The organism is Pseudomonas flexibilis (assembly GCF_000806415.1).
Classification (GTDB): Bacteria; Pseudomonadota; Gammaproteobacteria; order Pseudomonadales; family Pseudomonadaceae; genus Serpens; species Serpens flexibilis.
Genome location: NZ_JTAK01000005.1, coordinates 338,053 through 357,311 on the forward strand (window position 1 = coordinate 338,053; position 19,259 = coordinate 357,311).

The 19,259-nt window shown below is 60.6% G+C and carries 14 protein-coding genes and 2 pseudogenes; 8 read left to right on the forward strand and 8 right to left on the reverse strand.

What is annotated here, in order from left to right; all coding sequences use genetic code 11:
* Positions 1 to 3: 3 nt before the first annotated feature.
* A complete protein-coding gene (gene mobH / locus PT85_RS13730; RefSeq protein WP_039607048.1) occupies positions 4 to 1,719 on the reverse strand; it encodes a MobH family relaxase in 1,716 nt (571 codons plus the stop codon).
* 673 nt (positions 1,720 to 2,392) lie between these two features.
* Between mobH and PT85_RS13735 the strand changes: the two genes are divergently transcribed.
* Complete coding sequence (locus PT85_RS13735) at positions 2,393 to 4,177, forward strand: formylglycine-generating enzyme family protein (protein ID WP_139182023.1); 1,785 nt, start codon at positions 2,393 to 2,395, stop codon at positions 4,175 to 4,177.
* A gap of 310 nt (positions 4,178 to 4,487) precedes the next feature.
* Positions 4,488 to 4,841, forward strand: a complete 354-nt coding sequence (locus PT85_RS17810; RefSeq protein ID WP_074467520.1) for a DUF3742 family protein — start codon at positions 4,488 to 4,490, stop codon at positions 4,839 to 4,841.
* 74 nt (positions 4,842 to 4,915) lie between these two features.
* Here PT85_RS17810 and PT85_RS13740 read toward each other — a convergent pair.
* The 5 genes and pseudogenes from PT85_RS13740 to PT85_RS13760 form a co-directional block, all read right to left on the reverse strand.
* Positions 4,916 to 6,346 (reverse strand): annotated as a pseudogene (locus PT85_RS13740) (conjugal transfer protein TraG); the annotation flags it as partial.
* Positions 6,343 to 6,687, reverse strand: a complete 345-nt coding sequence (locus tag PT85_RS13745) for a hypothetical protein (RefSeq protein WP_039606958.1) — start codon at positions 6,685 to 6,687, stop codon at positions 6,343 to 6,345. The gene PT85_RS13745 and the pseudogene PT85_RS13740, both read right to left, overlap by 4 nt.
* Positions 6,684 to 8,027 (reverse strand): integrating conjugative element protein, encoded by a 1,344-nt coding sequence (locus PT85_RS13750; protein WP_407681097.1) that lies wholly within the window; start codon positions 8,025 to 8,027, stop codon positions 6,684 to 6,686. Before PT85_RS13750 ends, PT85_RS13745 begins: the two co-directional genes overlap by 4 nt.
* A 14-nt stretch (positions 8,028 to 8,041) precedes the next feature.
* A complete protein-coding gene (locus PT85_RS13755) occupies positions 8,042 to 8,986 on the reverse strand; it encodes a TIGR03756 family integrating conjugative element protein (protein ID WP_039606960.1) in 945 nt (314 codons plus the stop codon).
* Positions 8,983 to 9,408 carry a TIGR03757 family integrating conjugative element protein gene (locus PT85_RS13760; protein WP_039606961.1) on the reverse strand — a complete coding sequence of 142 codons (426 nt, stop codon included), beginning with the start codon at positions 9,406 to 9,408 and terminating at the stop codon, positions 8,983 to 8,985. Before PT85_RS13760 ends, PT85_RS13755 begins: the two co-directional genes overlap by 4 nt.
* A 162-nt stretch (positions 9,409 to 9,570) precedes the next feature.
* Here PT85_RS13760 and PT85_RS13765 point away from each other — a divergent pair.
* From PT85_RS13765 to PT85_RS13785, 5 genes and pseudogenes are all read left to right on the forward strand, one after another.
* Positions 9,571 to 10,109, forward strand: a pseudogene (locus tag PT85_RS13765) (serine O-acetyltransferase); the annotation flags it as partial.
* Between the two features lie 284 nt (positions 10,110 to 10,393).
* A complete protein-coding gene (locus tag PT85_RS13770; protein ID WP_039606962.1) occupies positions 10,394 to 13,093 on the forward strand; it encodes an AAA domain-containing protein in 2,700 nt (899 codons plus the stop codon).
* A complete protein-coding gene (locus PT85_RS13775) occupies positions 13,090 to 14,262 on the forward strand; it encodes a hypothetical protein (protein WP_039606963.1) in 1,173 nt (390 codons plus the stop codon). Before PT85_RS13770 ends, PT85_RS13775 begins: the two co-directional genes overlap by 4 nt.
* 3 nt (positions 14,263 to 14,265) lie before the next feature.
* A complete protein-coding gene (locus PT85_RS13780; protein WP_234702707.1) occupies positions 14,266 to 15,798 on the forward strand; it encodes a phospholipase D-like domain-containing protein in 1,533 nt (510 codons plus the stop codon).
* Entirely contained in the window at positions 15,795 to 17,375 is a 1,581-nt protein-coding gene (locus tag PT85_RS13785) for a sigma-54-dependent transcriptional regulator (RefSeq protein ID WP_039606964.1), read from the forward strand. The genes PT85_RS13780 and PT85_RS13785 overlap by 4 nt, the downstream gene beginning before the upstream one ends.
* Before the next feature lie 9 nt (positions 17,376 to 17,384).
* On the opposite strand, the gene PT85_RS13790 is transcribed toward PT85_RS13785, so the two are convergent.
* Together PT85_RS13790 and PT85_RS13795 are read right to left on the reverse strand one after the other, a co-directional pair.
* Positions 17,385 to 17,738 carry a HipA N-terminal domain-containing protein gene (locus PT85_RS13790; protein WP_039606965.1) on the reverse strand — a complete coding sequence of 118 codons (354 nt, stop codon included), beginning with the start codon at positions 17,736 to 17,738 and terminating at the stop codon, positions 17,385 to 17,387.
* Between the two features lie 74 nt (positions 17,739 to 17,812).
* Positions 17,813 to 18,094 carry a helix-turn-helix domain-containing protein gene (locus PT85_RS13795; protein ID WP_039606966.1) on the reverse strand — a complete coding sequence of 94 codons (282 nt, stop codon included), beginning with the start codon at positions 18,092 to 18,094 and terminating at the stop codon, positions 17,813 to 17,815.
* Between the two features lie 220 nt (positions 18,095 to 18,314).
* Here PT85_RS13795 and PT85_RS13800 point away from each other — a divergent pair, with 220 nt between their 5' ends.
* Positions 18,315 to 19,256 (forward strand): NUDIX hydrolase, encoded by a 942-nt coding sequence (locus tag PT85_RS13800; RefSeq protein ID WP_065365792.1) that lies wholly within the window; start codon positions 18,315 to 18,317, stop codon positions 19,254 to 19,256.
* Positions 19,257 to 19,259: the final 3 nt, after the last annotated feature.

Consider the following 19,259-nt stretch of genomic DNA (forward strand, 5'->3'; position numbering starts at 1 on the left):
GCCCTACTCCACAAGACGCAGATACGGGTTGTTCGGCGGCAGCTCATCGAACAGCACCCCGGCGTCCGCCAGCAGGTAGCCATGTAGCGTCCGCGTTCTACGCGAGCCGCTCACCGCGCAATGCCAGATATTCAGCCCGTCGGGCTGTTTGCGGTGCAGACGCAGCTTCTCGAAGCGCCGTTGCGCCCATTCCCAGTCCGGCAGACCCTCTCGCTTCGCCAGATAGGCGCTTTGTGGGTGTTCCTGGGCATAGCGCTGGAACACCCCGGGAGTCACCAGATACGCCGTATCGGCCACTGTGTGCACCAGCGCTCTGGCATCATTGATGATCAGGCGACGCGACTGGATCGATTGCCGCAGCCAGGCGATGAAGTGCTCCCCGGATGGAGTTGCGTCGACCGGTGTGCCAACCGCAGGCGTAGGCTCCGGCCCAACTTCTTCTACCCCAAGCATCGCCAACAGATCGCCCACCGCATCGGCCGGCTCTGGCACGATCTCAGCGTCGGGTGGTTGTGGTGGGGGACCGTCGGATGCCGGCGTCGAGTCCTGATCCGGCAGCGCCTTCGGTTCGTCCATCACGAGAGTGCCAACGAAAGGCTCTGGCCGCTCATCCGGCTCCCAGATCAACGCGGGTGAAAGCCGCAGGAAGGTGAAACTGTTGCTCCAGCCACTGGGGCTGGTCACCGTGGCCTTCCAGATGGCTTTGCCCTCGGGCGTGGGTTGCGCGATGCCATGCTCCTGCAGCACATTGAAGACCGCCGTGTTGCTGCTGGGAATGCCATCAACGCCCTGCGACAACAGGTGCGCCCGCAGCTTGTCGGATACCGTCTTGCTGACCAGCCACAGACCATCCGGGGTCAGCCAGCCGTCCGAAGCCTGGGGCTGGTTGATCGTCAGAGTTTCCCGCAGCAGGTAGCGCAGTCCCTCGAGCAGTTTGCGCTGCAGAGCGTGTCGGGGCGCAGCCATCGCCTTGGCCGGATCACCGCCCAGGGCCTGGGCGACCGAGGCCTGGTCTGCCTGGCTGACCAGTTCGCCCAGAACACCGGCGTGCTCGTACTGACCGGCCAGCACATAGAGCAATGCCGCCCACAGCTCCGGAAAACCGCTGAGCCAATCGAGGATGTGGCGATCGAGCACCTGGGTGTAGAGCAGCCCGGTGGCGGCGCCGTGCAGGCGGTACTCGCGGGATGCGCAATAGCGGAAACGGTAGGGACGCCGCAACGGGCCATGCCACGGATGCCAGATCTGGCCATCTTCGTATTCCACGTGCAGATCGACGGCGATCTTGCCGATGTCGTGCAGCAGCGCCGCATAGGCAACCGCGGCGCTCCAGGCCTCGGCCTGGGCGACCTGCGCCTCTGGAGTCACGCCGGTGGGCAGCAGATGAGATTGCCGCAGCTTCAGCGCATACGCGACGATCTCGAGTCCGTGATCCAGCATACCGCCCGGGTAGGCATGGTGGTGCGTCTCCGAGGCCGGCAACTGCTGTACCAGCTCGGCGTAGCGCTCGAGCGGCTCCTGGTAAAGCGCGGCGAATTGCTGGTGCGAAAGCGACGTCCGCTGCCAGATATGCTCCAGCAAGTGGTGTCGCCGGGGTGTTGCCAGGAGTCTGCTGGCAGACTCAGGCAGGAGCAGTTGCTCCGGAAGCGCCGGACCTGTTCCGACCTCTTGCTGGATAGCCGCCGTCTTGATTGGCTTCTGCCGAAACAGCGCGAACAGCACTGGACGCAGCCAGCGCGACCTTTTGCCTTTTTCGGATAGGGCCTTTCCCCTTGCCGCCATTCCCTTGCCTCGTCCCCTTTGGGATCTGTTTTTAGGGCAACGAGGATCAGTCCGCCAGCGCCAATCCGTGCTGAGGCTGGTCCTTTTGAAGCTTAAATCGGAGAGCAATATACGGACCAGAATTCGTCCTGTAAGTCAGGGCCAGCTAGTGCGTCTGCGTTACACCGAGCGAACAACAAGGCGTTCTGACGTTGATAACTGAGGAACTGCACCGGCTGCGTGTTGAGTGCTGGCACGCTACGGGTTGCGCCTTTCGGAGTACGCGGCGTGGAAGAAGCGGCAAGCACATTGCGTGCTCAGCCTCCGGCCAGGTAGCCCAGTTGCGGTGTGATGACGACGATCTGACCCTGATAGCTGCATGTGATTCAGTCAGGAAAGCGGCGGTCTTTAGCTGTTGGCTATACGCTGATGCTCAAGGGTTGCCCCTCGCACTGTGTTTCGGTAGCCTAGGCGCATCGCTAAGCGTGTGGTTCCAGAGCAACCACGGCTGGGAAGTTGCCTCCTCAGCTCATCAGCTCAAAGGTCCCAAGACCTCCCTCTCCAAATCCCCTGAATCCATGCCCTATTGCCTGAGGCAGCACGGTGTTTAGCCGTGGCTGGAGATTTGATGATGAGCGGTTCCAATCTGTTGTGTGCAAAACGCAACAACGTATATGTTCTCGTTGAAAAACCTAACAACGAAAAGGGTCTGTCTACTCGCTACTGGTCGATGCATCTGGCTGGACTGGAATGCGAGGATTTGAGGCAGTCTGCGGATGAATTACGTCAGTCTTTGCCTAAGCCGCACGGACCCACTGCAAAATCAAAAGCGCTCCTGAATTCGCTCGCCAATGCACTGGGCGCCAAGTCGTACGACTATTGGCTAGATGTTGAGTTGCCGAGGATAAAAAGTTTCTTGTCCGAACACGGGATGACGACGCCCAGCGATTTGATCTCCTGGAGAAATCGTAATCAGCATGCCATGTTCAGTCTGACCGCTGTAGAAGTCTCGCAACGTCTCTTCACATCGGGTAAGCCTCTGCCCAAACGGATATTTACGGGTGTTGGCTCGCATCTTTACGCCTCGGGGTACAGTACATGGGAGTTTTGCAACCTGTGGCCTGATTCTGTGCATAGCAAGGATATTGTTGATTTTTGCATGGCAGGCTTGACATCAGTTCTTCGCAGCGACGCGCCACTGCGCCAGGGATGGAACATCAAACAGGAAATGACCGGACGCCAGTGGCTGATTCACGCGCTGCCCGCCGAGGTAGGCAGTTGCTTTAACTTAATTGGCGACAACCTGGTGGAACCTGCAGACGGTGATCCGGTCATTACTGCCTATCAGATGCAAAAACCCGCAGTGGATCTCTACAATTGCATATTCGAGCAATTTCGACGCGAGATTGAAAGCTCGTCATTAGGATGGGTGGATGTCATCCCCCTGCCAGGCAACGACAACATCGTCTTCCTGCGGGGGGCCAATGGCGAGTTCGATTGGGTGGTCAGGAACCAGCGTGCCGAGGCGTTTACCGGGAATACATTGCATCCTCTGTTAACCAGAAACGAGCTCCCATCCGCCATGGATGAGAAGATCCGGTGGAACGCACATATTTACTACGCTACCGATATATGGTTTGAAAAGCTGACGCATGATGCCGAGGCTCGCCACTATGAGCAGGGAGGTACTGTGCAGTGCTGGCCAGGATATGACATCCTGCATCAGAGAGAGTTGCTTGCCCAAGGCTATATTAAGCCAAACCCGAAGACGGGTAAGACATTGGAGGGCTTCTTCCCCCACCGCCTGAAGAATAGAACGCTGATGGTGTCGCCGCTCGTGACCATCAAGGAGTTGTTCGAATATCTGGATCACTCGGATTGGCGGGAGATTCGCAATAAAAGAATCCAGACGGTCGATGGCTCCATCCGAAGCAGAGATGAGATATTCTCGATCAATGAGGAGACTTCCAATGACTATCCTGCGGCTGTCAGCTGGCTGGATGCCATTGCGTATTGCCGTCATTTCGAGCAGCGCACTGGCGTGCCGGTCCGGCTTATGACCACCGAGGAGTGGTTTGAAGTTGCGCCCGAGCCCTCTGTTCAAGATTCGTATCTGGGATGGCCTGAGAAAAAGCTCACTGAGCCAGGACCACATAGGCGGCCAGACTGGTCGCTGACATATGGCCCGGATTTAAAGGTTACTAACAGTGCAAGCGGGATTCCTTTCCTCGTGGAGCGAGGATTCTTCGAGTGGTTGTTCGAACATGAAGACCACTTTGCACGCATGGCATGTGCTGCTACGGGAAAAGCCCTGGGGGCCGAAATATCGCGCGGTCTATACCCCGTGCACAGCACTATGGCATATAAAGGTGTAAAGGTAGGATTTCGTCTTTGTTACGTGCTTGATGAGAATTAGCCTGCCGTCGGACAAGGCTGAGTAATTCCTATAAAACAAAAAGCCAGCACGATGCTGGCTTTTCATCAAGGAGCAAACAATGGCGACCGTGAGCGATTCGGTGCCTTGTCCAAAGGGCCGACTGGCGATTCCGGTTCTTCTTTCGCCACGACTCACAGGTCACGGTAGATCATCTACGCTTGGTCAACGATGCTGCACGCGGTTTTCTAAATATCGCTCAGATGAAGCCACCGTCTAGTAACTGGGACGCGCTGGAGGCGGTCAGCCAGGATAACTGGAGCGCACCGGAGTAATTGATCGAGCAAGCACCATGACCATACAGTCGCGTTATAGCAAGGCAGAGCGCTTTGGCCACTGGCTGGGTGGAGGGTGGCAGGCCTATCGCCAGCGCGAACGCCAAACAGTAGCCCAAGCGCTTGAGCGTGGCGTGCCGCGAGCGATCGCTATCGGCGGCCTATGGCTTGTGCGGCTGCTGATAATGGGCGGTTTGTTGTACGTCGCATTTTGGGTGGGATTGCTGGTGGCTGTGTTGGTACTGGTCGCCTGGATGGTCTGCCGTCCACTGCGTTCCGAAAATGAAAAACCAGAGTGGCGAATGGGCTGGTCCGGATTTGGTCTCTATAGCGGAGAAACCCGAATCGACAACGATGAGCCCGAGAATTAATGAAGAAGCTTATCGACAGCCTTACCACCGTTCTCTTTCCCGCCTGTGGTTGACGTCATCATCATCTAGGTGAAATTGCCCGCCCTCACCCCCGCCCAGGCCAGCGCCCCGATCCAGAACGACGGCAGCACGATGAACATCGTGGCCATCACGAAGTTCAGCAGCATGTCCCCGAACGCGTTGTTCAGTCCCATCAGCGCGTTGAAGTTGCTGTACGGCCGGTTCCAGCCGAAACCCCAGCCGTAGAGCGCATCGAGGATGGTCGAGTCGAGCCAGCGGGCAAGCTGGAACCAGAAGTCCACAAAGAACAGCGCGAACTGCACCACGCTCACCGTGACCAGGGTTTTCAGGTCATAGGTGCCGATCAGCAGCACCAGCGGAATGCAGATTACCAGCGCCATCTTCAGCAGGGCCAGCACCATCGGCAGCGCCTGACGAACGACGTCCATGGCTGGAAAGTACCCCAGCGCGCCCAGCGACAATCCCAGGTCACCGGCGGCGCGGGTGACGATGTTGGTGCGGGTCATCTCCACCTGGCCGCCGTAATCGGTGTAGACCGCCCCCTGATTGAGTTTCTGCTGCCGAGGCGCCGCCAGCGCGCGAATCACCGAATCGCCCACCTGCTGCGGACTGAGAAACCCCGCCCAGCCGGCCAGCCGACTCAGCAGCCCCGGGTCGACCTGGGCCAGCAGGCGTGCCCGCAGACCGAGGTCCGGCTTGGTCCACCACTCCCGACAGGTTGGGTAGCCCCCTGCCCCGGGCAATTCGGCCAGGCCGGCATCACGCAAGGCATCGAAGGTCCAGGCAGCTCGCGGCCTTGCGGAGCGGTAGCTGTCGTAGAAACCTGCGGTATCGACGAAGTAGTTCGAGCCGATCCAGCTCACGTCGTGCATCTGTTCATCGCTCAGGCTCGGCCGGCGCATGAACAGCCGGGCCCGCGCCGCACCGTAGCAGTCACGACTGAAGTCGCTCACCTCCTGTGCCAGCAGCGGGTCATCGATGCGCGTCGCGTCGATGTCCATGCGCATCTGCCGCAAGTCCGTGCCGCATGGAATCGCCGCCACCGCGGCTCCCGTGATCGAGCGCGACAGCGCATGCATGAAGAACCACCACACCGGCACCCTGGCCGACTGGTTGTTGAGCGTGCTAAACGATTGCGACCAGCCGGTATCGCTCGGCACCGGCACGTTGACCTGGCATTGCTGCGAGCGTGAGCGGTCGTGCTGGATCGTTGAGAAGTCGACATCGATGAACGGAACGCCGGCGAACAGGATGACCCCGATGGCCACGAACACCCGGTTCTCGATGCGCGCCGCGGACAGCACGCCTTTGTTTCCCTCGTCTGCCCCTTCCGCGCGGGCCTTCAGCCATTCCTGCAGCACGATGGCCAGGAATGGCAGCGCAAACACGCCGCTGGCGACCAGCACCATCCAGATACCGTTATGGATCAACCAGCTCACCAGGGTGAGGTAGTACTCCAGGTAGTCACCGGTGAAGAGCGTCATACGGCGCTCCGCGACGCAGACAGCAGCAGGCTGGCTTCCAGCGCGAGCAGCACCAGCACCGCCGCGACCTCGACCCGCAGCAGTCGTCCGGCGGCAGCCCCGCCCGGCTCACGGGCACGCAGCCGCCGACGCATCCACAGCCAGCCCCAAGCCGTCCCGGCATACAGCAGCACTCGCCAGCCCAGAAACACGCCGCTGTGGGCGCTCAGCCAGTGCTGCCAGCCGGCAACATCACCCGCCAGGCGGATACCGATCAGGTTCGTCAGCAGGCTGACAATCAGCAGCGCCAGAACCCAGGCCAATGCACCGGCCAGCGGCCGCAATCGGCGCAGCCCGCTCATGGCGTTCCTCCGGGCTGCTGCAACAGATCGAGACGGTTGCGCAGCGGGTCCCCTTCATAGACACCGCGTGAGCCGGCGGCGCGCCGGCCATGCCGCTGGATAATCATCATCGGCGCGTTGTTGGCCAGCTCGTGACGCAGCTCCAGCTCCGTCTTGAGGTTGCGGATCTCGCGTTCAAGCAGGTCGCTCTCGCGGGTGATGGCTGCCTGGGCCAGCTCGTTGGCCGCCACATTCGGCTCCTTGCGGCCGGTGAGCAGCGTGCGCTGCAGCAGCAAGGCCTTCTCCAGCACGCTGGCCAGGGCGATCTCTGAAGCCAGGCGGCGGACCAGCAGTTCCTGATCCGGCTCATCACGCAGCGCCTCGATCACGCCCCGGGTGATGGGCAGCGACACACTGCCGGCGGCGCGCAGGTCATTGATACGGGTTGGTCGACTGCCATCGACCAGCTCCTGAAGCACCTGCAGCCGCTCTTCAAATTCCTCCTGGATCAGCGGCGTCAGGCCGGCGCCGGGCGTGGTGACGGTCTTGGCGCAGGAATCGCAGGTACGCTGCTCCTGCTCGCCCAGCACCCGCACCGCCCAGGCGGCTGCGGCATCGGGTGAACGCCAGGTCTCGCAGGCCAGGTTGCCGGCACAGTCAGTCGGTGCGATGGGATCCGCCTCGGTGGCGGCGCGCCCGTTGAGCAGATTGAAGCCGGCGCGGGTCACGTCACCCACCAGGCTGACCGGGCGCTGAGCCGTGCCGCCAGCCGGCTCGCCGCCCACCCAGGGCACGCCCTGATTGCCGCGACTGGCTTCGGCCATGTCGATGGCCGATACCGCATCGCCGCCGGCCACGGCCTGTTTCAGCGCCATGCCCTCGGCCAGTTGATCCCAGCCAAGCTGCCCGCCGGCCATGTCGGCCATCCGCCCGGCGATGGCGCGACAGGTCATCTTCGAGCGATCGAAATCCAGCCGCGCCTGCAGCACACCGTTGGTGAGCAGGTTGTACAGACCGGGATCGGCGCGCTGAATGATCAGCGCCGGCAGCGAGGCCACCGCCGCCGTGGCGTTCTGGATCACCGTGGACATGATGCTCTGGAAGCCGTCGGTGACGCCGTTCAGCTGGTTCTGCAGGGTGGTGGTCAGGCTCAGGTCGCCGCAGATCAGGTTGCTGTTCCAGCCCAGGCCCACGCCCAGCGAGCGCATGTTGGCCGCCCCGCTCATCGACACCGCGCGACCGCCGCCGATGCTGTACAGCACATCGTCACCGATCGCACTGCCCTGCTGCTGTACGGTCTGCGCGTAAGCACCCAGTGACCCCATCCATCCCGCCAACAGCAGGGTTCGGCCAAGACGCATCAGTGCGCTCTCCATCACGGGAGCTCCACGCTGCCGAGCAGCACCTGCCCCTGCCGCTGACAGCAGCTATAAGGGCGCCACAGCGCCCAGGCGTAATCGCCGCGCTGGGCCTGTTGCCTGGGTAGGTCATGGGGAAACACCGCGCAGCGGTCGGACAGCGTCGGCGTCAGCTCCTGCCACTTGCCGGTGCTGGCATCGCCCTCCAGCAACCCACCGGCCGGCCAGTAGCCGTCGCGCGCCTCGCCCAGCAACGGCTGATATGCGTGGATCTGGTTCCGGCGCGTGACGATGTCAGCGGCGCGCTGGGCCACCACGGCGGCGGCCTTGTAGTCATCCACCTGATGCAGAAAGCCGCCACGCGGGTAGACGGCGCCCCACAGATTGCCGGACTGGCGCGAGCCGATCTCACGGAGCCCGGGAGTCAGCGCCTCCGGGTACAGGGATTCGGGCAGGTTGTAACGCCAGGCCGGGGTATCGAACGTGCTCAGCAGGTAGGGACGAAACGCCGTGCCGGCGCCTTCGCAGCTGTAACCCATGCTGCCGGCGAACTGGCTGAACAGCGCCCCGGCCGGATGGCCGATCACATCGGCGTTTTTGAAGCGCGCCAGATTGTTCTCATGCGCCTGATTGGTAGTGCCGTCGCCGCCAGCCCGGGCTGTAGCGTTCGGTGGACTCAATACGGCCATCTCGGCCCACGAGTTCTCGCCCGTGTTCGAATAGCTGGAAACCACCGCGTCCGGAACGTAATGGCTGACCCTGACCGAGGTCCGCACGCTGCAGCCAAACGGCGTGCAGTACAGCCAATAGCAGATGCCGCTGATGCGGTACTCCAGACAGTCCGGTGACAAAGCCGCAGCCACGATGGCAGCAGTATTCAGGGCGAAGGCCGGGGCAGAACCCAGCGTGAGCAGCGCCACGCCGAACCGCCACCGAACGGAAGCGAAAGCCGAGCGCTTCATGGCTGCGCCTTCCGCCACTGCTCGACCCGGTCAACCGCCCGAACCACATCGGGCTCGCCGTAGACCACATAACGCCCGTCCACCACCACTGCAGGGATCTTGGCGACACCCAGGCGCCAGGCTTCGGTGACGTCCTGGTACGCCTGCAGTAGGCCCTGATACACATCGCCCCGCAAGCGGCTCCGTACCTGTACATGCGCCCGCCCGGGATCACTCGAAAGCCGGCTGGAAAGATCCTCCTCGATGCGAGTCGGCGCATCCAGCTCGATCAGTCGGTCGGCTTCACCTCGTACGGGATGCCAGCGATCGGTGATGACCCAGACCGGCGAGGCAGCGGTAATCGATTCGGCCAGCGCACCGGCCGAGGTCAGGGCCAGCAGCAAAAGCCCAAGATAAGCGTGCGAAAGAAGAAGGCGAAGCATGGCGCGGCACTCGAAAGCTCTTCACTCTCGTAGTGCAGCGCGGGATAGGGTGAACTGGCGACCGCGAATAGGAAGCCTGGGATGTCCGGTTTCGCTTGGTCCTTTCGGTCTCTAGCCAGATCCTGACGGCAGCAGGCCGCTGATGCGCTCTCCCAACGGGTTGCTAAGGCCCTGGCGGATGATGTGAAGCAGCGGCAAGTGCTGACGGATCGCTTTGCCGGGATCCATCGTCAGCATCCCGGTTGGCCGAAGCGGCTTGGTGCGACCTGCATGCCATCGTGATGCGCGACCCAGCGTTCGGCACGGCGCTGGAGGTCTTCCTGTTCTCCAAGGGATTCCTGGCGCTGCAGGCCTACCGCATCGGTCATGAACTACTGGGACAGGGCGGAAGACTGCTGGCGATGTTCATCCAGGCGCGCTGCAACGAGCGACTGGGCATAGATATCAACCCGGCCAGTCGGATCGGCAGCGGCATCATTCTGGACCATGGCACCGGCATCGTCATCGGCGAAACCGCCGAGGTGGGTGACGATGTGTCCATCCTGCAAGGCGTGACGCTGGGTGGAACTGGTAAAGGAGAGCAGTGACCGTCACCCAAGGTGCGCAGCGGCGTAATGATAGGTGCAGGCGCGAAAATCCTCGGCAACATCGAGATTGGCGAAGACGCCAAGGTCGGGGCCGGCAGTATCGTCTGTTGGCCTTCATGCAAGCTGCCTGGGGGGGGGACGTCACTATCCTCGCCTCCGTTGCTGGGCGTGACTTGCATCTAGGTCGCGGGCTAGTTGTAACACACGACAACTACGCTCCCCTCTTTCGCTCCGGCAATCCACCTGGCCTAATATCGCCGGAATATGGCCAAATCAGGCCTATAAAAACCCCAAAGGCTCAATAGAATTCTTTGTAAATCAAAGGGTTAAATTAAATTAGGACATTGGCACGAGAGCTGCTCTAGGAAGATCGAACCGGCAAGAAAGGAAAACGCCTTATGGCCAGCCATTGCTACATGTCACTCCCCGGAATTGGAAAATGGGAGCGTGCGCTCAGCGAAACGGGCGCGCAGTGGGCCCCTTACCGTCGCTACCTAACCACCGCCATCAAAGCCGCCGAGCAACGCTCGCCCATACTTGCCTGGCGCCTGCCGACAGAGACGGAGAGGTGCGCCATTCAGCAGCAGGCAAGTAGGCGCGCAGCTTCTCGGCAATCATCTCGAAAGCCTGCCCGGCGTCGAGATCGAATCGAACTCAAAGAAACCATTGGTGGTGAATGGATCATCCTCGAACCCCGCCCTGGATTCGAAGAGGAGCCGGACGCCACCTTCGAGGCCTTTCTGGAGGCTCGGGACATTCACGAGCGCGAGCCGCAGCGGAGTCGGGGCCAACTGTTTTGGAATCCTCAGAACAAAATAGCAATCCTCGCCAGCGATCATGAGCGGCTGGCCCTGAAAGTCGAGCGACTCCCCACCATTCTTAACGCAGATACAGAAACGCCGCAGGCACTGATCTACCTGAGAACCAACACTTGGCCGCTGGAATGCCAGAAAAACGCCTTGGAGCAGCTGGAAAACCTACCCTCGCCGCGTTTGGCGCCACTGGTCCGCCTAGCCTCCACTCGACCGACCTGGGAAACACCAAAGCCACGTATGTTGACCGAAGGCGAGTGGGTCTTTCTGCGCAGGCAAGTCGACGGCGGCCTACGGGATGGCACTCAGGAACAGCGCACATTCGTCACCCGCGCTTTGGCTACACCTGATTACGCTGTGCTGGAGGGACCTCCAGGCTCTGGCAAGACCACCGCCATCTGTGAATTGATACTGCAGTTGGCCCGCGAAGACAAACGAGTGCTGCTGGTCGCCTCCACCCATGTCGCCGTCGACAACGTGCTGGAGAACCTCATGAGTTGGCAAGACCAAGCCGAACAGAAGCTGGTCATGCCATTGCGTATCGGCGATGAAGACAACATCGCTTCGGCTGCAGTCCGTCCGTGGGCATTGAACCGACTGGTTCGCACCTGCAAAGGCGAAATCCTTGATTTCCTAGATAAACCGGGTGCAGGTAGCGCACTGGGCGCGAACAGCCGTACCCTGCTTGGCCAGGCACTACGCAGCGACAAGCAATCGGCGTTAGCCAATATGATGCTGGAGGCCTCCAACCTCGTCTGCGCGACCACCATTGGCATCTTGCAGCACCCAAGCATCAAGCAGAGCCGTCACCTGGAGCCCTTCGATGTCCTGATTCTTGACGAAGCTTCAAAAACTACTTTCAGCGAGTTCCTAGTGCCCGCTCTGTTTGCCCGGCGCTGGGTCATAGTGGGAGACCGACGCCAGCTCTCACCTTTCGTCGATGAAACTGATCTGGCGGAAAACGTACGCAACCTGCTGCCTTCCGCCGCTGCCAATGCTGCGGCGTATGCTTTCCAGGCCTCTGAACAGGGGTACCGGAAGCGCGGCAGCTCACTGCTAGCCTTCGGTTCGGCCGAGCAGCGACAGTTGCAAATCGAGGAGGCCGAGGCTCGAGCTGTACCTGCGGTCGACCTCGACACATATGATCTGGCACAACCCTGCGTGCCGCTTGTCGGCGCCCAGATTGTCTGCGCCAGTGCCGAAACGCTCTGTGCTTGGGAGCATCGCCTACCCGGCGACCTGCACCTTTTCAACGAGGCAGTGCCGCTGCTCCCCGACTGGCAGGCCCACCGCCGAGCTTGCGGAATTGAAAATCAGCAAGCTCCAGCCAGTTGGGCCGATGAAGTGGCTTGGCGCCAAGTCCGCGCTTATGAACTGCGGCACAACCCAAGCGAACAGCAACGCCTGCTGGACGAACTTCAAGCCCTGCTGCCAAAAGCTGCAACTACTCAGGCAGTCACACCGCACTTGAGGGAAAACCTTGAACAGATGCGCCGTGTGGCTATGACTTCAATTCTGGAGATCCTCCAGGTCGGGGCCGGTAGCCTTGGTTGGGATAAAGAGACGGCTTTGACCCACGGCTTACCCGGCCAAGTGCAAGAGCAGCGTTGTGTCTCACTTAGCTTCCAACACCGCATGCACCCAGATATCTCAGCGTTCCCGCGTGAAAAATTCTATGCAGGGGGCGGCCTGCTCAACGATGCCAGCAGCCTGGATCGGCACTGGACCTATCAACACTATGGTCGTCGTGCAGTGTGGCTGGATATAGCACCACGCCCAGAGCCACGAGGCGGTCAAAGCCGGGGCAACCGCAACTTGGCCGAGGCGGATGCACTCATGGATGAGCTTACCGCGTTCGCCGACTGGGCCAAACATGCACCCCGCAGCGGGAGCAACGCCCAAGCGCCATGGAAAGTAGCTGCCCTGACCTTCTATAAAGGACAGGAGCACGAACTGCGCAAACGCCTGCAAACGCTCAGTGGACAACGGGCCAACACTCGACACTTCACCCTCCACAACGGCCGAGTCGAAGTCGCCCTGTGCACCGTCGACCGTTTCCAAGGCCATGAGGCCGACTTGGTGCTGCTTTCCTTCGTCAAGTCCGGCTGCGTCGGCTTCCTCAACAGCCCTAACCGCCTCAACGTGGCTCTTACCCGCGCCCGCTTCCAGTTGGTGCTGATCGGCCATCGTCGCTGGATGGACTCCGAGCGCTGCCGTTCCGACCTACTGCGTGGGCTAGCCTCCTCGCCCCACTACGCCAAAGACTTCGGATGGGACAACCCATGATACAGCTCAAACGCGTCGTCAACATTAAGTGCTTTGAGGCCCAGGCCACCGTGGCTGTTGGTCGTGAACGTCCAGAATTTCTCGCTGTCGCACAGCTGGCCTACGACCTCGACCGGCCTATCAATGGTCAGGACATCTTGGACGAACTACTGGGTAACTGCCCTGATGCCATGGGTCGGCAAGTCCTCAAGCGCTGTATCGATCTCGGCTTGCTGGAAAGTTTAGGGCAGGGTGACTATGCCCAACTTTCCTGGGCTGGCGAACAAGCCTTGGCGGCAGGTCAGGTTCTGGTACCCGAGGAAGGCGTCTGGCGCTTCTATACGGTGGACGATCCGCTAATATCGCAGCACTTGCTGCATGCCCAGCGCTTGGAAACCGACCGCGCCCAGCAGGTCCGCAATGACAACCGCAAGGAAGCCGGCAAGCAGACGACATTCAGGTCAAGTGCCCACCCCACACCTAACCTGCTCAAAGCCTGCCTGTCCGACCCTGCGGCGATTTCGGTTGCAGATGGGCAGCTGCTGCAGGTTAAGGCGCTGCCTCATCAAGGCGTGAACGCCCCCGACAGCACTCTCGAATTGACACTCGAATGGACACCTCAGGCTCAACCCCAGATCAAGCTGACGGGTGTGTTGTCGGGCATTGGCAAAAAAGCCGAGCAGCGGATTGACGCAACACTCTCCCCCGCCAAGACCGTTGCCCCCAGTTACGAGCACCTCTGGAAGGCGCTGGCTGCCTTTGCCACTTCAATCGACATAGAGACACTTGATCACTGGCATGAACGCACTGGAGAACTCATTCTGCCCTCGGCATTTGCCGAACTGGACGCTGTCGCGCGCAAGGTATTCAACCGCGATGTAGCCGTCCCTGCTTTAAAGTGGGATCACTTTGGCACCTTTCAGTCCACCCATTTAAAAGCAGTGTCGCTCGTTCCCGCGGACACTCCAAATGCCAGTGCTTGGGCGCAATGGCTGCAATGGGAGTCGATCCAGGACTATGTCACACCAATGCAATTGATCGAGATGGCGGACGCCCAGCGCCAACTTTTCCCCTATCACCAGCCGCGCCTGGCCACGCCAGATGAACTGCTCGCCAGAGCACTCAATGGCGAACGCGATCACCGTAGCACTTTTCTGCTCGCGCCTTACGACCTCGGACTCTGGAGCTGAATCATGATCATCGATACTCTGCCGCGCCAGGCTGTCATCGACCTTACCGGCGAACCTCTCGGCCCTGGCTGGCTACGCCGCGCCGCCACTATGACCGAGCAGCACGAGCAGGTGTCGTCGCACGTCTGGCGCACCGGCATGCAACTGCGGTTTCGAGACACCTTGGTACAGGCTATCGACGAAGCGGAGGAGCAGGTGTTGCTCTGCTCGTTCTTGCTCGCCGATGAGCGCCTCGCCGCTGCCCTGACTCAGGCGGCAGAGCGTGGTGTACGGGTCTACGTCATCACCGCTTCTGAGCAACGCCTGGACAGCTTAATAGATGACGAAGACGATTTTGGCAAGCGAATGGTCGAGCAGCACAAGACATTACTCGCCCGACTTGCAGGAAAAGTACTACTGCGCTCTGCCGAACATATACATGCCAAGTTCCTAGTAATTGACGCTCACCGACAGAATGCGGCAAGGGCTTGGCTTTCCACAGCCAACTTCAACAAAGCATTGCAGGACAGCATTGAACTAGGCGTGCAGCTGGAGCAAGACGGCGCCCAGGCCTTGGCAGAGTGCTTCCATTGGGCATTCTGGTGCGAAGCCCAGCGCGAGCTGCGTAGCGCCAACAGGCTAGTAGAGATCAAGGCACCTCCAGCCATGCCCAGACGCCCAGTGCATGGCCAGGTGGTGGCAACCCTGCAGGGCAGCAATGAACTTCGCGAAGCGGTGATCGCTATGATCCATGGCGCACAGCGGGAGGTCTTGGTCAGCAGCTACGGCCTCAATGCCGATCATGCGGTACTTGGCGAGCTGGTCCGGGCGGCGGAACGGGGCGTGCGGGTCTGCGTTCTGACGCGGCCACGTCCGGCCGTTGCGGCCGGAGCGAAAAAGCTGGCTGGCGCCGGTATCCAAGTATTAGCGCACGACAAGCTGCATGCCAAGGCGCTGGTAGTAGACGGGGAGGCCATGGTTATGACCGCCAACTTCGATGCCATTGGCCTTGATATCGGTTTCGAGGTTGGGGCGAAGCTTCCGGCCTTGAGCGCAGCAGCTGTCGAGCAAACCCTACGTGAGTGGATCGACACCTTCCCCTGGATCTACCGGGCAGACGCCTGCCGCGGTGAACACCTGGGCGACTTCTGCCCCGCCAACAAAGGCCTGCGTGATGGAGTGATGTGCGTGGTTGAACACCGCGACAAGGTGCTACCTGATGTCGAGGCCAGCGACGCACTGAGCCTCGACAGCGCGCCCGCTCCCCAGACACCAATCGCTGACACAGCCGGAGAGCTAGTGCAACGACTGACCTTGCACTGGAAAGTCAAGGCGCCACGACTGCCGGCGGGAGCTACCGAATATAAACGTTTGGTAGAGCATGATCGTGTACGGGATGGCAAGCAGGTAAAAGAGCGGATGCAAGTCCCCTTCGACCCACCGGCATATCAGCACAAAGGCCTCAAATATGTCGTTATACGTCGTAGTGAGGAGCTGGAGCAGGCCCGCAGTACCGCAGCGCAACTGGGCGCACGACTTGTGCTGGAGCGCACATGAGAAACCGAGAACCCAAGCAGCGAGCAGTGCTGATTAGCTGGGTCAGCGTCAATAACGGTGCCGCCCCGATCATCACGGCATTAACCCCGTCTGCCTGGCCTAAAGAACAGCGCTTCGACCGATTGTACCTGTGCTGGCGCAACACACCGGGCGATGACACGAGTAAGGCGGCACTCAAACACACCCAACAGGAGCTGGGCAAAGTCTTTAAGCAATGCCCGGAGATCATTCCACTGCGCTGGGACACCCATGCGCCACCCACTGACCATGAAGCGGTTCGAGCCTTCGCTCAAAGCGCCCTGTCGAGGGTGCGAGATGAGAACCCCGAGGCGCTGATTACCGTGCACCTGTCACCTGGCACACCAGCCATGCACGCTGTCTGGTTGACGCTTGGGTCAACCGGCTACATTGAAGGGCCGCTACAGATGATCCAGACGCGCAAGAAGGATCAAGTAGAGCCTGGCCAATCACAGGTCCAAGTGCTGGCATTTGAACTGGACACCTGGCTGCAACGCTACCGCCGGACATGGCCCAAGAGTGCCGGAAGCGATGATGCCGGGCACAGCATCGATCCGCTACAAGCACGCAGCCCTGCCCTGCGTGATGCGCTTACCCAGCTCAAGCGCTGGGCGCCACTGCGGGTCCCGGTTTTGCTACTGGGCGAGCGAGGCACAGGCAAGACCACCCTGGCCAACCTGCTGCGGGCCAGCAGCCCGTTCCAGCGGGACGACGTAAAGGTCTGGCCCTCGGTGGTCTGCGGCCAATTTCGGGTTAACCCACAGCTGGCCCAAGCCAGACTATTCGGACATGAGAAAGGCGCCTTTACGGGCGCTGAGAAACTGCATAAAGGCTTGTTGGAAAGTGCTGATGGCGATTCGCTGTTTTTGGACGAGATCGCCGACCTTGATCGCGACACTCAGCGCATGCTCATGGCAGCGCTGGAAGGACGTGGCTTCCAGCGCATCGGCGGGACGGTGACGCTGCTCTCTAACTTTCGCCTGATATGCGCGACCAACTGCAATCTGGCTAGGCTGCAGGATGAAGTGCTCGACCCGGACTTCTTCGACCGCATCAGCACCTTCGTACTGCGGGCACCTCCGCTCAGAGAGTGCCTTGAGGACATACCGCGCTTCTGGGCTAAGACCTTGGAGAACACTGTAAAGTCTAGTGGCGTCTCGCCTGATGGCTGGCAACGGTTTGCCAGCAATCCGATTCTGTTGCAGAACCTGCAGACAAACACTTTGCCCGGTAATTTCCGCGATTTGCAGCGTGTGGCATATCACCTGCTAGCGGCACTAGCTGCTGGTTGCGAAGTTGACGATGTACTGAACCAGTCACTAGCAGCCCTCCCGACACCACGAGCATCAGGCACTGGGCTTGACGATACCGCCGCATTGGCCGGCCAGTTGCCCACCGATGTGCAGACCAGGCTCGATGCCCATGAGCTGGCGTGGTATCGAGCGGCCTTGCAAAGGAGTTCCAACAACAAGGTCAAGGCGGCGAAGCTGCTGATGCTACCGCGCAAGACGTTCGACAACAGGCTCAGGAAACTAACCGAACAGGAGATTGGCAAATGACCAGCCTACCTAGGCCCCCAATCGCGCGCTTGCATTAGACAGACCCTCCGGCTCGTAGAGTTCGTCATGCTCAAGAATCACAGCCAGCTTGTGTTGCGCTCCGGCCAGTGACATCCGCTTCTTCGCTTCATAGGTCAGCGGGATGTGAGGCATCTGCTGGATCCGTCTGGACAGCGCCTCATCCGTCAATCTATGCGTTGCGCGAGCCAGCCTGGGCTCATCATCGGGAAGCAGCGTCACCGAGCCGGCCGACTCGGCTCCGTAATGCGCCAGCAGTGCAAGGGCATCAAAGGCATCGAGCCGTGCCGACCCGGCCAGCAGCGTTCTCTGGCCTTCTTCTGGACGAAAGTTGTCGAATACCATTGCACCGAGCGGGTGGTCCCGCTATCCCGCTGAAGCCCCGCCTGCAATGATCCAGGCGTGCAGCATCCGTGACATCAGGGCGTCTCCTTGAGTCGGGCAGCCAGCTTCTTCATCTCGGCGTCTAGCAGAGCTTCGGCCTCCGCCGGAATGTCGGCGTACAGGCGGATACCCAGCTGCTCCAAGACCTGGAAGAGCTTGCTCCATTGAACGGAGTCATCGCCACGCTCAACCTTCCCCAGAAAGTTCTCACTGACGCCAATGGCGCCGGCCGCATCATCCTGGCGGAGCCGAAGGGCCTTGCGCGTCGCCCGGACGACAGGGCCCAGCTGCGAGGCGGAATCCAACCTGTGCTTCATGTCTTAATCCTCATGGTCGTGAGGATTATGAGCAACGCAGCGATTAAGCAAGTAAATCCTCACGATCGTGAGGATTATGTGAACTAGGGCTGCGAGCTACATACGATGTGGCTGGTTCTGCGCCGTATGACCTGCTCGAAGACGCTGAGCAGGTGGCAGCCTACCGATTTACGATGAGCGCCCTGCTTGATCTACTCATGAAAAGCCAGAAGAAAGCCGCATGCCGATCATTCATCCCCGCCCTGATGAAGCGGGAAAACCCGTCGTCATCAAGCATCCGAGCACACCATCGTCGATGGAGGCCTGGGCTGATCCCGCCGTCACCGCCACGGCTGTGCCCGATGGCCCGGTGCCGGACGAACTGAACGGCATTGCCCTGTCGCCCTGGGTCTACCACCCACGCACCACCGAGGGATGGGATTACGTGGATGGGCTCAACGACGAGATCGAAGAACCGATGGAAATCGGTGGAAAGAAGCCGGCTGCCGGTGCGGTCATCCTCGAGCCGGATGGGAGGGTCTGGTTGGTGCATCCCACCAATCAGTTCGGTGGCTACCAGGCCACGTTCCCTAAAGGTCGCGTTGATGGTGGCCTGAGCCTGCAAGCATCGGCGATCCGTGAATGCTGGGAGGAGGCAGGACTACAGGTGCGCCTCACCGGCTGGCTGGGCGACTTCGATCGCACAACGACCCGCACCCGGCTCTATCTGGCCAAGCGGATAGGCGGTTCACCCGCCGCAATGGGCTGGGAGAGCCAGGCCGTCAGTCTGGTACCGGTGAAACAGCTCGGAGAGATGCTGAACGGGGCGGCCGACAAGCCTGTGCTTGAGCGGCTGCTCCAGGTGGCTTTTCCGTCCGATGGTGAAGTGGTCCAGCACGGCGGCAACCTTGTCCGCACGCTGCAGGCGCTTGACGGGTTCAGGGCAACGCACGGCTGTTGGCCAACTCGTCTGCAAATGAGCCCCGCATGCCTGGCCGATCTGGCGGTTCATCACCTGGCGCCCCTTGGCTTCTACAGGCTTCAGTCCAAGGTACGCTTGGAGATCAGTGACGAATCTCAGCTGATCGCTTGGGATGAGTCCGGAAGGTGTTTCGACTATGGCCGGCACGGCTGGGATGTGAAGAACATGGGACAGTCTGCGCGAGAGTGGCTGGAGATTTAGCCA

Bases quoted from the DNA above. Each gene is read 5' to 3' on its own strand.
- PT85_RS13755 (WP_039606960.1), bottom strand. From the start codon at position 8,986: ATGAAGCGCTCGGCTTTCGCTTCCGTTCGGTGGCGGTTCGGCGTGGCG.
- PT85_RS13760 (WP_039606961.1), bottom strand. From the start codon at position 9,408: ATGCTTCGCCTTCTTCTTTCGCACGCTTATCTTGGGCTTTTGCTGCTG.
- PT85_RS13745 (WP_039606958.1), bottom strand. From the start codon at position 6,687: ATGAGCGGGCTGCGCCGATTGCGGCCGCTGGCCGGTGCATTGGCCTGG.
- PT85_RS13750 (WP_407681097.1), bottom strand. From the start codon at position 8,027: ATGCGTCTTGGCCGAACCCTGCTGTTGGCGGGATGGATGGGGTCACTG.
- PT85_RS13795 (WP_039606966.1), bottom strand. From the start codon at position 18,094: ATGAAGCACAGGTTGGATTCCGCCTCGCAGCTGGGCCCTGTCGTCCGG.
- PT85_RS13735 (WP_139182023.1), top strand. From the start codon at position 2,393: ATGAGCGGTTCCAATCTGTTGTGTGCAAAACGCAACAACGTATATGTT.
- PT85_RS13800 (WP_065365792.1), top strand. From the start codon at position 18,315: ATGCCGATCATTCATCCCCGCCCTGATGAAGCGGGAAAACCCGTCGTC.
- PT85_RS13780 (WP_234702707.1), top strand. From the start codon at position 14,266: ATGATCATCGATACTCTGCCGCGCCAGGCTGTCATCGACCTTACCGGC.
- PT85_RS13790 (WP_039606965.1), bottom strand. From the start codon at position 17,738: ATGGTATTCGACAACTTTCGTCCAGAAGAAGGCCAGAGAACGCTGCTG.
- PT85_RS13785 (WP_039606964.1), top strand. From the start codon at position 15,795: ATGAGAAACCGAGAACCCAAGCAGCGAGCAGTGCTGATTAGCTGGGTC.
- PT85_RS17810 (WP_074467520.1), top strand. From the start codon at position 4,488: ATGACCATACAGTCGCGTTATAGCAAGGCAGAGCGCTTTGGCCACTGG.
- PT85_RS13775 (WP_039606963.1), top strand. From the start codon at position 13,090: ATGATACAGCTCAAACGCGTCGTCAACATTAAGTGCTTTGAGGCCCAG.
- PT85_RS13770 (WP_039606962.1), top strand. From the start codon at position 10,394: ATGGCCAGCCATTGCTACATGTCACTCCCCGGAATTGGAAAATGGGAG.